This is a genomic window from Glutamicibacter arilaitensis Re117, from assembly GCF_000197735.1.
GTDB classification, from domain to species: Bacteria; Actinomycetota; Actinomycetes; order Actinomycetales; family Micrococcaceae; genus Glutamicibacter; species Glutamicibacter arilaitensis.
In genome coordinates this window covers 2,578,635-2,594,349 of the sequence record NC_014550.1, presented here as the reverse complement: position 1 = coordinate 2,594,349, position 15,715 = coordinate 2,578,635, and the positions used below count along the sequence as shown (strand labels likewise).

The following is a 15,715-nucleotide window of genomic DNA, read 5'->3' as shown; positions in this document are numbered from 1 at the left end:
GAACGTATATATGAATGTAGAAAGAATGAGCTGTGGCGCTAAAGAAATCTGATCTGTACTCCTCGCTGTGGAGCAGCGCCGACGAACTGCGCGGTTCGATGGACGCCAGCCAGTACAAGGATTACGTCCTCACCCTACTTTTCGTGAAGTACGTCTCGGACAAAGCCAAGGAAGACAAGTCGTCACTGATCTACGTCCCCGACGACGGTTCCTTCGACTACTTGGTCTCGCTCAAGGGTAAGCCTGACGTTGGTGAGAAGGTCAACATCGCAGTCCGCCGTCTGGCCGAAGAAAACGACTTGCTGGGCGTCATCAATAACGCGGACTTCGACGATCCCACTAAATTGGGTGACGCCAAGGAATTGCAAGTCAAAGTTTCGAACCTGATTGGCATATTCCAGGATATGGACTTCACTGGCTCTAAAGCCGAGGGAGACGATCTGCTGGGCGATGCGTATGAGTACCTGATGCGTCACTTCGCCACTCAGTCCGGCAAGAGCAAGGGGCAGTTTTACACTCCCGCCGAGGTCTCAAGGGTTATGGCTCAGTTACTCCAAATCCCAGCGAGCACCCCGAAGTCCACCACCGTTTACGATCCGACCTGCGGTTCCGGATCGCTGCTGATCAAGGTCGCGGACGCGGCACCGAACGGATTATCGATCTACGGCCAGGAAAACGACAACGCCACCTGGGCGCTCGCACGGATGAACATGATCCTCCACGGCAACGAGACCCACGATCTGCGTCAGGGCAACACGCTTGCTGACCCGAAGTTCATCAACAGCGGCAGCCTGCAAACTTTTGACTATCTAGTCGCCAACCCGCCGTTCTCAGTTAAGACTTGGACCAATGGGTTCGACTCCTCTTACGGTCGCTTTGATGGTTTTGGCACCCCGCCGGACAAGAACGGCGACTACGCGTTCTTACTACACATGATCAAATCGTTGCGGCCGCGAGGCAAGGGCGTCGTCGTGCTCCCACACGGAGTGCTGTTCCGTGGCAACTCCGAAGCGCGGATCCGCACCGAGCTAATCAAGCGTGGCTACATCAAGGCGATCATCGGGCTGCCTACGAACCTCTTCTACGGTACTGGCATCCCTGCCTGCTTGATCGTCATCGACAAGCAGGACGCCCAAGCGCGCACCGGCATCTTCATGATCGACGCCAGCAAGGGTTTCGCCAAGGATGGTCCCAAGAACCGCCTGCGTCCGCGGGACATGCACAAGATCGTCGATGCCTTCACCGGCAGCAAAGAGATCGCGCGCTACTCCCGCATGGTGCCGATCAGTGAAATCACGGATCCGAAGAACAACTACAACCTCAACATCCCGCGTTACATTGACTCCTCCGCGCCCGAAGACATCCAAGACCTCTGTGCCCACATGCAGGGTGGCATCCCCAACAGTGACCTCGAAGCCCTCCAGCCATACTGGGACGCGTTCCCGAGCCTCCGTAGCGAACTTTTCGCACCGCTGCGCGACGGGTACTCGGAACTGAAAGTCCAGACTGGCGAGATCCGGTCGATTGTCACCGGCACCGGTGAGTATGAACGCTTTGTTCGCGACACTGCGAACACGGTGGACCAGTGGTTGACGAGCAAGCGAACCGTGCTCGAATCAATCGTGTCGAGCACCAAGCCTGCTGATCTGATCCATGACATCTCCGAGGTTCTCTTGGCAGTATTCCGATCGCGACCGCTGATCGACGAGTATGGCGTCTACGAGCAAGTTATGAGCTACTGGAACCAAGTAATGCACGACGATGTGTCGCTGATCGTCAGCGAGGGCTGGTCTAAGGCCGCGCAACCGCGCATCGCACGCGCCTGGAAGGACAAGAACAACAAACCCAAGTATGAAGACGCCCAGATCGTCTTCGGCACTGGTGCCAAGGCCCAACGCTGGGTGATGGACCTTCTGCCGCCCGAGTACGTGATCGCCCGGTACTTCTCGGCAGAGCAATCCGAACTTGATCGGCTCACTGAAGCGCGTGACGCTTCCACTCTTAAGATTGCCGAATATGTCGAAGAGCACGCCGTCGAGGGTGGGCTGCTGTTCGACGCCGCGGACGACGAAGGTAACCTCAATAACGCTGCTGCGAAGGCCGCGTTGAAGGACCTCAAAATCACCAAGGGTGATCCCGACGAGATCGTTGCGCTAACCAAAGTGATTGCCTTATACACGGCAGAGACAAAGGCCAAGGGTTCAGTCAAGGACGCGACCATCGCGCTCAACGAGATAGCCATCAAAAAGTACAAGACCCTGACCGAGGAAGAGGTGCGGAATCTCATTATTGACGATAAGTGGGGAGCAACGCTCCAGCAACAGGTCAATGGTGAGGTGATCGCTCTTGGACAGACTCTGGTTACGCGGCTGCGCGTTCTTGGGACTCGCTACGAGCAAACTCTCCCGGAATTTGAATCCCGCATTGAATTGCTCTCCGCAAGGGTTACTGCCCATTTGGCCCTGATGGGTGTCCAGCGATGAGCCAGAGGATGGTGTCCGTCCGTGCTTTGAGTGAGCTCATCACGAAGGGTACAACTCCAACGAGTATCGGCCGAAATTTTACAGCAAATGGTGTGCGATTCCTGAAAGTTGAAACTTTCGAAGAGGATGGTACGTACGTAGTCGGCAAGGAAGCGTTTATTGACGAAGAGACTCACCGACAGCTTTCCCGTTCGCAGCTCGCTGATGGCGACGTGTTGTTCTCGATCGCCGGAGCACTTGGGCGCTCAACCGTAGTCGAGCCGGATTGGTTGCCGGCGAATACGAACCAAGCCCTCGCCATCATCCGACCTTCCAGGAAACGCGGATTGGTTCGGCCTCTGTACTTACTTTGGGCGTTACGTTCGCCGACCGTAGGCAAGAGAATCAATGAGATCAATGTTCAGGCTGCTCAGGCTAACCTGTCGCTGCAACAGGTCGGTGAGTTTGAGATCCCGATCCCGAACTTGGCGGAGCAAGAAGCTATTGCCGCGGCGCTCGACGATGTGGATGCGCTGGTGAAGTCTCTCAAGCGGATTGTTGCGAAGAAGCTTGACGTCAAGCAGGGCATGATGCAGGAACTCCTCACTGGCCGCACCCGGCTCCCCGGTTTCACCGGCGATTGGCGTAATGTCACTCTAGGTGACCATGTGGCATATGTTCGTTCCGTTGCACTGTCACGAGAACAGCTGGACCAAGGGTCGCCACTTCGCTATCTCCACTACGGCGACATCCATACCCGGAAATCGGTCCGCCTTGATGCGACGAGCGAGTTCATGCCGAGGGCTGCATCACACCTTGCATCGGGCGCTGGGCGTTTGATCCCCGGGGACTTGGTTTTCGCAGATGCATCTGAGGATCCCGACGGCGTAGGCAAGTCAGTGGAAATCTCGGACGTGCCGCCCGAGGGGGTCGTCCCGGGGCTCCATACGATTGCTGCACGGTTCGACAAGTCGGTGCTAGCAGACGGCTTTAAGGCATATATTCAGTTTATTCCTGCTTTTCGTGCAGCCTTGCTCCGGTTGGCTGCCGGTACTAAAGTCCTTGCGACGACTCGGAGTTATATCTCAAGTCTTAAACTGCCGTTGCCCGGGGCCGACGAGCAGCATGCGATCGCCCAGGTCCTGGAGGACGCAGATGCTGAAATCGAAGCTTTGGAGCGTCGTCTGGAGTCTGCGCGTGCTGTAAAGGTCGGAATGATGCAGGAGCTGCTGACGGGACGCACTCGTCTCCCTACGAAAGAGGAAGTATGAGTACGGTCGGCCAGAAGGAACGCGAGACGCAGGACCGGGTGGTTAAGCTCTTTCAGGACAAGCTGGGCTACGCCTACGGCGGGAACCTGAAGGATCGGGACAACCGTAACGTCGACGAAACGAGGCTCCGAGCCAATCTCCTCAGTCGAGGCTACGACGAAGTGGTAGTCACCCGCACAGTGCAGCAGCTACACACTGCCGCAGCCCTCGGTGCAGGGTCTTCCTTATACGACCAGAATCGCAAGGTCTACGAGCTGCTTCGCTACGGCGCAAAGGTCAAGACCGACGACGGAGAGACCACCCAGGCAGTCCATCTTATTGACTGGGCGAACCCCAAGAACAACGACTTCGTCGTGGCCGAAGAGGTCGCGGTTAAGGGCGAGCACACAAAGCGGCCTGACCTAGTCCTCTACGTCAACGGGATCGCGCTGGGTGTGATCGAACTGAAACGCTCAACGGTGAGTGTCGCCAGCGGCATCCGTCAGAACATCGGCAACCAGCGCCAAGACTTTGTCCGTTCCTTCTTCACCACCGTCCAACTGCTGTTCGCCGGCAACGACGTGGACGGCCTGCACTATGGGGTGATCGAAACCCCCGAGAAGTACTGGCTTCGGTGGAAGGAAGACGGCGAGCACGCCGATCTGGACCTTGCACTTACCCAGATGTGCTCCAAGGAACGCTTTCTGGAGATCATCCACGACTTCATCGTTTACGACGCTGGCGTGAAAAAGTCCCCACGTCACAACCAATACTTCGGCGTCCAGGCCGCGCAGGATCGGATCGCCAAGCGCGAGGGCGGCATCATCTGGCACACCCAGGGCTCGGGTAAGAGCCTGACGATGGTGTGGTTGGCCAAGTGGATCCTGGAGACCCAGCATGATGCCCGCGTCCTGGTGATCACCGACCGCACCGAACTGGATGGGCAGATCGAGGACGGTTTCTCCGGGGTCGGCGAGAAGATCGTCCGCACTCAGTCGGGCGCGGACATGCTTGCGATGCTCAACACGTCCAACCCGCCGCTCATGTGCTCGTTAGTGCACAAGTTCCGCGGCACCAATGACGGGGCCCGGGACAAGGATGCCGAGGACTTCGCGAATGAACTCAAGACCCAGATCCCGGCTGGGTACACCGCCAAGGGCAACATCTTCGTATTCGTCGACGAAGCCCACCGCACGCAGGGCGGCAAGATGCACGGCATTATGAAGGACCTTCTGCCCGGGGCGATGTTCATCGGCTTCACCGGTACGCCGCTTCTCAAGGGTGACAAGAAGACCAGCATCGAAACTTTCGGGTCGTTCATCCACACGTACAAGTTCGACGAGGCCGTCCGCGACGGCGTTGTTCTCGACCTGAAATACGAGGCACGCAAGGTTGAGCAGGAGCTTCAGGGGAACTCCGCGGTCGATAAGTGGTTCGACGCCAAGACTCGTAATCTCACCGACCTGTCCAAAGCCCGGCTGAAGAAAAAGTGGGGCACCATGCAGAAGGTCTTCTCCTCTGCACCCCGCTCGGCGCAGATCGTCCAGGACATACTCATGGACATGGAGACCCAGCCACGGTTGCTCAGCGGTCGGGGCAATGCCATGTTGGTGAGCGATTCGGTCTACCAGGCCTGCACCTTCTACGAGGCGTTCGTGAAGAGCGGCTTCAAGGGCAAGGTCGCGATCGTCACCAGCTACAAGCCCAACCCGACCGCGATCTCAAAGGAAGACGCGGGCGAGGGTGACACCGAAGAGATCCGCAAGTACGAGATCTATTTGCAGATGCTTGCCGACCACTTTGGCGAGCACCCTGACAAAGCCATTGGCCGCGTTGAAGAGTTCGAGACCGACGTCAAGAAGAAGTTCATCAAAGAGCCCGGCCAGATGCGGCTGCTCATCGTAGTCGACAAACTCCTGACCGGCTTTGACGCGCCGAGTGCGACGTACCTGTACATCGACAAGTCGATGCGTGACCACGGCCTTTTCCAAGCAATCTGCCGCGTCAATCGTCTCGACGGCGACGACAAGACCTACGGGTACATCGTGGACTACCGTGACCTGTTCAAGTCACTGGACAAGACCGTAACCGACTACACCTCCGATGCCTTTGGAGAATATGAGGCCGATGATGTCGACGGACTGATCAGTGATCGCAACGAGCAGGACCGCAAGGATCTCGTGGAGGCTCTCGACGCCGTCCGTGCTTTGTGCGAGCCAGTCGCACCACCCAAGGGAACGCTCGAATACCAGCACTACTTCGTGGCCTCCACACCGGGCAATGCCGGCCAGATCAAGGGCAACGAACCCAAGCGCGTCCTGCTCTACAAGTCCGTTGCCACCCTCGTACGTGCCTTCGGAGCCGTCGCCAGCGACGAGGAAGCCGTCGGCTACACAACTGATGAGATCGCGGCAATTAAGGTCGAGGTCGCCCACTACGCCGCCGTTAGGAGTGAGGTCGAGGCCGGAGCTGGCGAGAACATCGACATGAAACAGTACGAGGCCGGGATGCGCCAACTGCTCGACACTTACATCAACGCCAAGCCCGTCGAACAAGTCGCCGACTTGGAGAAGACCTTAGTCGATCTGATCGTCGAGCGCGGGCAGGACGCGGAGGACACGCTGCCACCCGGCATTAGGGGAAGTAGCGCGGCCACTGCAGAGACGATCATCAATAACGTCCGCAAGACCATAGTGGACGAGCACGCGATGAATCCTCGCTACTACGACCATATGTCCGAACTTCTCGACGCTCTCATCGAGAAGCAGAAGGAAGACGCCGAGGAATATGCGGAATACCTCCGCAAACTCATCGAGCTGACGAAGAAGGTTGGCACTCGAGAAGCCGTAGACGGCACGGCCTACCCGGAATGGGCGTGCACGCCTGGGCGTCGGGCGATCGTGGACTTCGTGTGGCGACCGATCAACTTGGTCGTCGACTTCGAGGCGTTGCATCACCGGATCCAATCGAGCAAGGAACACGGATGGGCCGGCGCAGGTGCCGGCAGGATGAAGGAACGGGCACTCGCCCGTGAGCTACGCAAGGAACTCCCAGGGATCGACGAGGACAGCCTGGAGGAGTTCATCGAACTTTTGAAGAACAACGATGAGTACCGCTAGCGGCTACCTGACGGTCGCGGGGCTTGGCGTTGACGTCGTCTACAAGGACATCAAGAACATGCACATCTCCGTGTACCCGCCGGTGGGCCGCGTGCGGGTCGCTGCGCCACACCGGACGACCGAGGACGCGATCCGGCTCGCGGTCGTGCAGCGCCTCTCTTGGATCAAGCGTCAGCAGGCTCAGTTTCAGAACGCTGATAGGCAGACAGAACGCAAGATGGTCTCAGGGGAGACCCACTTCGTGTGGGGGCAGCGGTATCTCCTCGACGTCTCCAAGTCGAGCGGTGCGTTCGCTGTCGAGACCAAGGGCAATACGCTCTGGGTGGTCACCCCATCTGGAACCGACGCCGCCGGGCGGTTCGGGGCCCTCGATCGTTGGTATCGGCGCGAGCTGAAGGCCGCTGTGCCTGTGCTGCTGGAGAAGTGGCAGTCGATCCTTGGAGTCGAGGCGGACAAGTTTGTCGTACGCAGGATGAAGACCAAATGGGGCACCTGCGTCACCACTTCACGGACAATCTGGCTCAACCCAGAATTGTCGAAGAAGGAACCGAGGTGCCTAGAGTACATCGTCGTCCATGAACTCGCACACCTGCGCGAACGAGGGCACGGTGAGTTGTTCGTGGCCTTGATGGACCAGGTCCTTCCCGACTGGCGAGCACGTCGAGACGAGCTGAACGAAGCCCCGCTCGGGCACGAGGAGTGGTGAGAATCTGGACAAGTGCAATGAAGCGGCCGCCAATGTGGTGACATTTGCTAGAACCTGATCAAATCTTTTTCATCCCATGGATTGTAGCCAGCACTGCTCCACTAATTATCGGTCCGGACACACAAAGTCATGAGATTGGTTCTCCACGAGCTGGTGAGATTCGGTTGTATAGCAGACGCATTTGGTAGCACCTGTGCAACGAAACGGTGTGAAATCTCGTGACTTCGTGGACACTGAAACTCAGCACTTCGTGGACAGTGGATCTCAATACTTCGTACACAGCTACCGGCGGCCCCCTTCGAGCGCCGCCGGCAACAGCCAACTACCGATAATCAAAGACCTCGGGCATGTCTTCTTCCCGCGCCTCGTACTGGGCCTGGTACTCGGCGGCCTTCCGGCTCCACTGCTTTGTCGGGTTCGCCAAGCGAATTCCCCTGATCGAGTACGAGGACACAAACCGCCGATGAACACGCAACGCCACCATGGGCAACGGGAAACTCAGCACCACTTCCGCGGTATCGGGATCCGACAAGATGAATTCGTCTTCGGTGATGGTCCTCAGGAACTGCCGGTCGGCATAGGTCTGCGGCAGTGAGATCTGCTTGCCCCGATAATAGGCTTGGCAGTTATCCTTATTGACCCGCACCAGTAACTGATGGCTTTCCCGATCCATGTCAGGCTCGTGCTGCTCCGTGAGCTTCTTCAGGATGTCGCCGGTTTTCGAAACGACAAGGTCAGCGCGATTCGCCGCCGAGCTGCCGATTCGACGCTTCATCAGGTATTCAGCGGCCTTCGCTTCCAGCACCACCATCGGTATCGGCTCGGCGGCCGGCGTGTGCTCCAGCAGCTCCCAGGCCTTCTGCGGGGTTGCCTGGTTCAAGGATTGATGGGGCCGGCGCTGGTTATAATGCTCACGATAACGTCGAAGCAGCTTCTGCACGTCCGTAAGATTTTGCGGCCTGTTGGCCTTGAGGAACTGCTGAAGGGTCTGGTGCGAACGTTCATTCTTGCCCTGAGTCGTCGGCCTGCCCGGCAACCCCGTGATCGGCATGGTTCCCTGGGACGCCAGATAGGCTTCCACGATGCCGATGGTTCCGCCGCGAAGCTGGTTGAACGCCTTGGAGTTATCGCTGAGGACTTCCTTGGGCGGCCCGTAGTCATTGATGGCACGTGCGAGCACCTGTTGCGCGTCACCGCTGTTCTCGTGGCGTGCGTACGCGCTGGTGCCCACGTCGAATCGGGTCGCATCGTCAATGAGCTGGTAGACGGTCACCACCTGATCAGAATGGGTTCTGAACTCGAACGCGTCGAGTTGCCACAACGCCATGGCAGCAGAGCGCGCGAAGGGGACGTACGAGGATTTCGGGCGCTTGCGCGGACTGCGCTCAACATGCCCCACACTGGCCAGCAGCCTGGCAATGGTCGCCACGGACGGGATCTGGCCGCCCGGGAATTCTTCCAGGATGGTCGCTTCGTAATGGATGGTCTTCGGTCCGTAGTCCCAGCCGTCGTTCTTGAGTTCCTTGCGGATCCAGACCAGTTCGTTGATCACGTCGGGACCGTAGCGTCTGGAGGGTAGTTTCGGGGCTCTGGAGCGCGGGTGGAGCGCGCCGGCTGATTCTTGTGTGGCTCGTTCGCGGATGCGGTAGAAGATGCTTCGCGAGATTTTCTGGGTCTTGCAGAATTCGCTGATGCTCAGGGCCTCGGGCTGTGTGGGATCGAAACTGATGATCATCGCGCGCAGGCGTGGAGAGAGTGCGTTAGCCCAAATTTTTCATGTGGCCGCTGACGGCCACCGGAATCCAGTACCAAAGGATTCCCGGTGGCCGTCGTCGATTCCACCCACGACAAAAAGCGCCTGAACCACCAGCGCAGGGTGCCAGGCTCCACCGACCTGGACTGAAATGACCTTTCAAAACTAAAGAAGCAACAGGGCAACCACCAGTTCAGGCAGCCAACTCGCCGTGCCGCCACCGATGGAACAGCAAGCCAATACTCTGTTGAAGCAGGAATAGCAGTTGCGCTTCTGGTGCACTTTCATGGATCAGCAGCCGGCGCTGCCGACCGCCGGTGACGACTTTCCCGGCCATTGAAAATAGCCGGTACCGCCACCGCTTCATATCCCAGCAGCCTGCCTCATGGCCACCAGGCAGCGCAGCAAGTTGAAGCCACGACACCAAATTCAGTGCGAGCATTGCCAAGTCAGCCCACGCCTGATTCGCGGCAAAAGACCAATACGGCAGCTTGCCCAGCCCCGCATTCTTCAACGTCTTGATCCTGTTCTCGCACCGGCCCCGCGCCCGATGCCGGGCATCGAGGAATGCCACGTTGAACCGCGGGCTATTGGTCAAGAACGCCGTGACACGGTTCCCGTCAGTATCGAACAAGTTCGCTTTCGCCCCGGGATGCAAGGGCTCGGCCCGCAAATAGATTCTTGTCCCGGGCGGGTAGTCCTTCAGCTCTATCACCTTGCTCGCGTCGATCACCCACGCGTTATCACGTTGGACACCGTCAGCGTCCAGGGCTGGTTCCCAGAACTTCTTCTCATCGATCCACCGGATGAACCGTTCCTTGATGACCGGCAGCGAATACGAGGTGGAGAACTGGATCCTCAGCGAGTCCAGGTGGTGCAGGAACTCGCGGGAGGAGCCGGCGCTATCGGTGCGGACCAGGATCTTCTCGCCTATGAGGTTCCCGTGTTCGTCATAGAAATCATCCGGCAGCTGGGCCAAGGCCTGGGTGAGCACTTCGATATGCGAGGCCGCTGAATTCGCGCCGCGGTTTCCCGGGCGCAGGTGCACCGCGAGGACTTCTCCGGTGCCGTTGGGTTTGCCGTAGTCAGCCATGGCGATCATCGGTGAGAAACCGTACCCGCCTTTATACGTGCCAGCACTGTGTTCCTTGTCGGAATGCACGTGCACTAAGGAGGCATCGATGTCGATGATCAGAGGGTTGTTCGCTGTGGCCTGCCGGGCAGGGTTGCGTGGTCCGGCTGCCGTCCAGGCTTTGGAACGCAGGGTCCGGGTCATGGTGGCGAACCCGTAGGAGAAGGCTTCTGGTTGCTCCTTGATCCGGTGCATGAACCTGCTGACCGTGGCATCGGACGCCACTGGGCCGAAGAGGTCCGGCGCAGCTCGAAGCTGGTCGATGTCAGTGGCTTGTTCGCCGCCGGCGGCCAACGAGAGCGCCAGTGCTCCGAGGATTCTTCCTGGCCGGTGGGCTGCGGTGGCTGGCGCGAACTGGGAGAAACGGTCTTCGCAGACCCGTTGGAAGTCCAGTGCGTTCAGGAAGTTGCTGAGCACCGACAGGCCAGCGTGGGAGACCAGGGCTTGGCTGGTGAGTTGGGTCGGGAGGGCAGGGAAAACTCGGGTAGAATGGTTCACTGAAAAGGTGATCCTTGATTTCGGTGGAATAGAAGCTCGACACTCCTATTATCCCAAGTCCGGATCACTTTTTCGTTTTAATGACTGTTAATGACGCGCCTGCCATGAAACCACCGGGTTAGGCATGCGATTGAGCGTGCCAGAAAATCACGTCTCGAATGTCCACGAAGGTATGAGACATCGTGTCCACGATGTCATGAGATCGTGTGTCCGCAAAGTCTTGAGACAGGACATACAAAGTATCCCTCTCGGTCAGGCTGTAAGTGAGTCAACCACGACCCACCACTGACCAGAAGGAACCACCATGAGCACCGTCGGCGTCACCCGCGAAGAAATCAGGGACTACGTCCACCAATACAACCTGCAGCCCCACGGCACCCGGACTGCATGGCTGCAGCAACAGCCCTTCTCCAGGGCCACGTTCTACCGCTGGAACCAGCTCGTCTTCGAAGGGGACCTCGACCGCAATCTCGTTCCACGAGATCATGGACAGATGAACACTACCCCGAGCCAACGCTCAGCCTTCGAGCAAGCCCGTGCCAAGGAACAAGCAGAACACGAGGACGAGCTCAAGGCGCTGCGTGAACGCGTCCGCCAGCTCGAAGGAACTAACGAGGCCCTGGGAAAAGCTATCGGGCTCTTGCACGCGTTGAACGAGCAAGAGCCCGCCACGTCAACGACGGACGAGCGCAAGAATTCATCGCCACGGAAAACGAACTGATCCGAGCCCTAACGAGCCTTAACGGTTCGCAACGCCAAGCCCTCAAAGTCACCGGTCTTTCCCGTTCGACCTGGCACTACCGGAGCAGTCCGAGGCCCAGGGCAACGAACCCGATCCACCAGGCGGATCGCGCCTATTCCACCAGGATCAGCCCCGGGGACTGTGAGCGCATCGAAGAGCGTATTCTTGCCGGGTGGGCCGAGGGGAACTCGGTGGACCATTCCTTTGCCACAGCCTGGGATGAAGGACTCATGCTCGCCTCGCGGCGCGCATGGTGGCGTATTGCCGCAGCGCTCGAAGAGCAGATGCTCCGCCCGAAGGTGCCCACCCGAAAACAAAACCGCACAACACGAGGACAAAAGCCTGTGTTGAAAGCCACCGGTCCTGGGCAGATCTGGTCGTGGGACATTACCGACTTGTATTCGCCGTATAAGAACCGCGTGTTCAAGGCCTATTCGATCATCGATATTTTCTCCCGGCAGATCGTCGGGTACCGGGTGGAGGAGCGCGAAGCGGATCATCTGGCCGTGGAGATGTTCCAAGACGCTTTCAAAACCTACGGCGTGCCCCATGTAGTACATGCCGATTCTGGGCCGGCCATGAAGTCCAATGCCTTGAAAGACGCGTTGGAGGCCAAAGGTGTTGAGCTGAGCCATAACCGGCCCTACGTATCGAATGACAACCCGTTCAGTGAGTCCGGATTCAGGACGATGAAGTATCGTCCCGATTATCCAAAAGTATTCTCCGCGCTTGCCGATGCGCGAGCCTATTTGGATGGGTACGTGCCGTGGTACAACGGGCAGCACAAGCATTCGGGGATTGCTTTGTTCTCTCCGGCGCAGGTCCACGACGGGTCTTGGGAGCATGTTTGGCAGGTGCGGCAGCAGGCATTGGAGGATTATTACCGGTTGCATCCGGCACGTTTTCATTACCGTCCGGTGACGCCTGCGCCTGCGGGGGTCGTGGGGATTAACCTGCCGTCAGAAGAGGCGGGTGTTGCGTTGCAGGCAGCTTAGTGACTCCACACAGCTTGACATTTTTCGTATTGAGATCCACTGTCCACGAAGTGACGAGATTCAGTGTCCACGAAGTCACGAGATTTCACACCGTTTCGTTGCACAGGTGCTACCAACTGCGTCTACTAAACATTCGGTGCCTACGATGTAGCGAGATTTCACACCAAGTCGTCAGAATAGAAGTACCATTTGGGGCTATTTAGTGCCAAATATGGCTTGATGGTACCGGCAGTCCGGCAGTCCGGCTTGTCCTCTCTCAGAACATCGCTTACACCCTGACTCACAACATCGCTTACAGGATGTATCAGCACATCGCTGACAGGTAGCAAGACATGCTGGCAGGCCCCTTCTGGTCAGCGATCAATTTGATAATTAAACGTGTCAAATTCATTATCGGCGTCGATACGCCGCCAAATCATCGAGTTCGATCCGGGCCTGCCAGACTCCTTGAGTATCTCGCAGTTCTGCAAGGAACTGGGAATCAGCAGACCCTCCTACTACAAAGTCAAAGAGCGATTCGTTGCCGAAGGGAACAAAGCACTCAACCCGCACTCCAGAGCCCCGAAAACAGACCGGCGCATCTACAGCGACCAAACCAAAACCACGGTCCTACGCATCCGCAAGCGACTGGCCAAGGACGGGTGGGACAACGGGCCCTTATCTATCTGGTTCGAAAGCCTTGATACTCAGGAGTTCGGTGAGCTACGCCCCTCGGTGGCCACGATCGGCAGGATCCTTGCCGAGGCCGGAGCTACCAAGCGAAACCCGCGCAAACGCCCCCGTAAATCATGGCTGCGCTTCGCCCGTTCGCATCCGATGGAAATGTGGCAGATCGACGGACTGGAATATCGATTGTTCGACCAGGACGCGACCAAGGCGATGATCTATCAGCTCATTGATGACGGCTCCCGATTCGACGTGGGTACGCGGTGCTTTGAGCAAATGGAGAACGCGCAAGATGCGATGGAAACGCTCAAGGCAGCGTTCGCGGAGTATGGGGTGCCGCAACAACTTCTCAGCGACAATGGTGGTGCTTTCAATCTTTCTCGGCAGGGCCTGGTGAACCAGACTGAAATATTCTTGGCTAGCGTGGGCTGCGAAGCGATTACGGGCCGGTTCAGTCATCCGCAAACGCAAGGCAAGAACGAACGCAGCCATAATACGTTGACCCGGTTCCTCGACGCGCATGCACCACATAACCTGGCGGAGCTTTCCACGTTGTTGGAGCAGTATCGGAATCACTATAACCACCGTCGGCGCCACCAGGCGCTGAAAGTGGGGCACACGTATCTGACGCCTGCTCAAGCGTGGGAAGCCGGTGATCATCGTGGTTCGGATGGCGTGGCCATCGATATTGCCCGGATACAGGCCAAAGCCCAGTCGTACTTGGACAAGGCTCTGGCCGTGAAAGCCGATTTGGTTCCGGAGGGCGTAGTGGATGATGGGCTTCAGGTGTTGGGACGTACGAAGGTTGAAAACTACACCGGTAGCCCCACGGAAATTTTCAAGTCAAGTGAGACCAATGAGTGTTAACCAGCTTGCATTTCTTGTCCTTCCAACCGCTTCACCGGCTCATTGATCCACGCCGCTTCGGGCATCTGAAGCTTCTTCGGCAACCTGCGCCGCCCAAAACGCTCAGGATGCTCATCCCAAGCCCTCTGCAATGCAGCCAACCTCTGGTCATCAACATGCCCAGTCATCCCGAAATGAACATCAGCAGGCGTATGGAACCCAATCCCCGAATGGCGATGGTGCCCGTTATACGACTGAACAAACCGGTCCATGAAAGCCCGGGCATCAACAAGTGATCCAAACCGCTGCGGGAATGTCGGAAGATACTTCAAGGTCTTGAACCACGCCTCACTGAACGGGTTGTCATTGCTGACCTTCGGCCGCGAATGCGATTTGAGCACGTCCAAGTCCGCCAACAAAGCCGCCACGGGTTTCGAGGTCATCGAGGTGCCGCGGTCGGCATGCACAACTTTCGGCACCTGGTCTTTGGCGAACACCCCGGCAATGAAATCACTCGCCAGCTCCCCGGATTCACGAGTATGGACCTGGCAACCGACGATATAGCGCGAATAGATATCAATCATCACGTACGCGTCGAAATACACGCCCTTCGTCGGGCCGGCCAGCTTAGTGATATCCCAAGTGAACACCTCTCCAGGCTGATCCGCGACCAGCTCGGGGACCTTTCGTGCTGGATGACGGGCCTGTCGACGGCGTTCAGCCACTTGCTTCGCCCTCCGCAGCAACCGATACATGCTCGATACCGAGCACAGATATGTCCCTTCAGACAGCAGCGTGGCGTGGATCTGCTCTGGGGCTTGGTCCACGAACCGTTCGCTGTTCAGCGTTGCCAGAATCGTGGTTTCTTCCTGCGCGGTGAGCTTGTTCGCTGGTGCCGGGCGAGGAGCGGTAGCCCGCAGTGCTCGCCCTGCGCGGGCAGCGTTTTGGCGGCGGTTCATCGTCGCCCTACTGACCCCGGCCAGCGAGCTGGCCTGACGTGTTGATACCCCGCCGGTGACCAGTTGTTCATAAACGTGGGACAGGAGGTCCTGGGCTGCTATTTGGAATCCGCGCTCTTCGAGATTTGTTCCAAGAGCGCGTGTGCTTTTCCCATGATCTCCAACGCGGTTTGGGTGGTTGCAAGCTTCTGCTCGTTGGCAGCTAGCTGCTTTTTCAGTCGGGCGATTTCCGCTTGTTCCTTGCTCAGCCGGCTACTGGACCGGGCCGGGAAGCTGTTGCTGGTTGAATCTCCGAGGACTCCGGCGTCGCGTAGCCTGCGCCATTCAACGATCTGCGAGGAATACAAGGCGTTGGCGCGCAGGTAGCCTCGGCCCTCGCCGGTTTGGATCGCTTGTTCGTAGCCGTCGAGGTAAGCCAGTTTCTGGGCTGGGCTGATGCTCCTGCGGCGGGGCTGTTCTGGGCGCGAATCGATGGAGTCCATAGTTCCATTCTCCGGCATGTTCCCCGGGGTGGGGTGGATGGAATCGATGCTCATGATGGCGGTTGTACCTGTTCTCGCCCTGTCTGAGGGGAGGTTTACTTGCTA

Annotated in this window: 9 protein-coding genes and 1 pseudogene; 7 read left to right on the top strand and 3 right to left on the bottom strand. The window is 58.0% G+C overall.

The annotated features are described in order from the left end of the window. The first annotated feature begins 32 nt into the window (after nucleotides 1-32). From AARI_RS12395 to AARI_RS12380, 4 genes are read left to right on the top strand one after another with little or no spacing between them, the layout of a single operon-like run. Entirely contained in the window at nucleotides 33-2,483 is a 2,451-nt protein-coding gene (locus AARI_RS12395; RefSeq protein ID WP_013349623.1) for a type I restriction-modification system subunit M, read from the top strand. After that, nucleotides 2,480-3,733, top strand: a complete 1,254-nt coding sequence (locus AARI_RS12390; RefSeq protein ID WP_013349622.1) for a restriction endonuclease subunit S — start codon at nucleotides 2,480-2,482, stop codon at nucleotides 3,731-3,733. The genes AARI_RS12395 and AARI_RS12390 overlap by 4 nt, the downstream gene beginning before the upstream one ends. Next, nucleotides 3,730-6,831 (top strand): type I restriction endonuclease subunit R, encoded by a 3,102-nt coding sequence (locus tag AARI_RS12385; RefSeq protein WP_013349621.1) that lies wholly within the window; start codon nucleotides 3,730-3,732, stop codon nucleotides 6,829-6,831. Before AARI_RS12390 ends, AARI_RS12385 begins: the two co-directional genes overlap by 4 nt. Continuing rightward, entirely contained in the window at nucleotides 6,818-7,537 is a 720-nt protein-coding gene (locus AARI_RS12380) for a M48 family metallopeptidase (RefSeq protein ID WP_013349620.1), read from the top strand. Before AARI_RS12385 ends, AARI_RS12380 begins: the two co-directional genes overlap by 14 nt. Nucleotides 7,538-7,859: 322 nt before the next feature. Here AARI_RS12380 and AARI_RS12375 read toward each other — a convergent pair whose 3' ends face one another. Together AARI_RS12375 and AARI_RS12370 are read right to left on the bottom strand one after the other, a co-directional pair. Beyond that, on the bottom strand, nucleotides 7,860-9,272 hold the full coding sequence (locus tag AARI_RS12375; RefSeq protein ID WP_041648915.1) for an IS481 family transposase: 1,413 nt from the start codon (nucleotides 9,270-9,272) through the stop codon (nucleotides 7,860-7,862). Between the two features lie 211 nt (nucleotides 9,273-9,483). Further along, a complete protein-coding gene (locus tag AARI_RS12370; RefSeq protein WP_013349619.1) occupies nucleotides 9,484-10,920 on the bottom strand; it encodes an IS1380-like element ISAar11 family transposase in 1,437 nt (478 codons plus the stop codon). 304 nt (nucleotides 10,921-11,224) lie between these two features. Between AARI_RS12370 and AARI_RS12365 the strand changes: the two genes are divergently transcribed. From AARI_RS12365 to AARI_RS12355, 3 genes and pseudogenes are all read left to right on the top strand, one after another. Beyond that, a complete protein-coding gene (locus tag AARI_RS12365; RefSeq protein ID WP_013348132.1) occupies nucleotides 11,225-11,641 on the top strand; it encodes a hypothetical protein in 417 nt (138 codons plus the stop codon). A 212-nt stretch (nucleotides 11,642-11,853) separates the two neighbouring features. Continuing rightward, the gene (locus AARI_RS12360) at nucleotides 11,854-12,657 is read left to right on the top strand and encodes a DDE-type integrase/transposase/recombinase (RefSeq protein ID WP_157867086.1); all 804 of its coding nucleotides are present in this window, start codon (nucleotides 11,854-11,856) and stop codon (nucleotides 12,655-12,657) included. 378 nt (nucleotides 12,658-13,035) lie between these two features. Further along, a pseudogene (locus tag AARI_RS12355) lies at nucleotides 13,036-14,154 on the top strand (IS481-like element ISAar22 family transposase); the annotation flags it as partial. Between the two features lie 32 nt (nucleotides 14,155-14,186). Here AARI_RS12355 and AARI_RS12350 read toward each other — a convergent pair. Next, nucleotides 14,187-15,664, bottom strand: a protein-coding gene (locus tag AARI_RS12350) for an IS3-like element ISAar44 family transposase (protein ID WP_157867145.1) whose coding sequence is annotated in 2 segments (ribosomal slippage) — nucleotides 14,187-15,274 and nucleotides 15,274-15,664 — 1,479 coding nt in all. Because the reading frame shifts where the segments join, the coding sequence is not laid out codon by codon here. Nucleotides 15,665-15,715 lie beyond the last annotated feature (51 nt).

What these genes read in the sequence shown, in the direction of transcription:
- AARI_RS12380 (WP_013349620.1), top strand. Translation starts at nt 6,818, where the DNA reads ATGAGTACCGCTAGCGGCTACCTGACGGTCGCGGGGCTTGGCGTTGAC.
- AARI_RS12385 (WP_013349621.1), top strand. Translation starts at nt 3,730, where the DNA reads ATGAGTACGGTCGGCCAGAAGGAACGCGAGACGCAGGACCGGGTGGTT.
- AARI_RS12390 (WP_013349622.1), top strand. Translation starts at nt 2,480, where the DNA reads ATGAGCCAGAGGATGGTGTCCGTCCGTGCTTTGAGTGAGCTCATCACG.
- AARI_RS12375 (WP_041648915.1), bottom strand. Translation starts at nt 9,272, where the DNA reads ATGATCATCAGTTTCGATCCCACACAGCCCGAGGCCCTGAGCATCAGC.
- AARI_RS12365 (WP_013348132.1), top strand. Translation starts at nt 11,225, where the DNA reads ATGAGCACCGTCGGCGTCACCCGCGAAGAAATCAGGGACTACGTCCAC.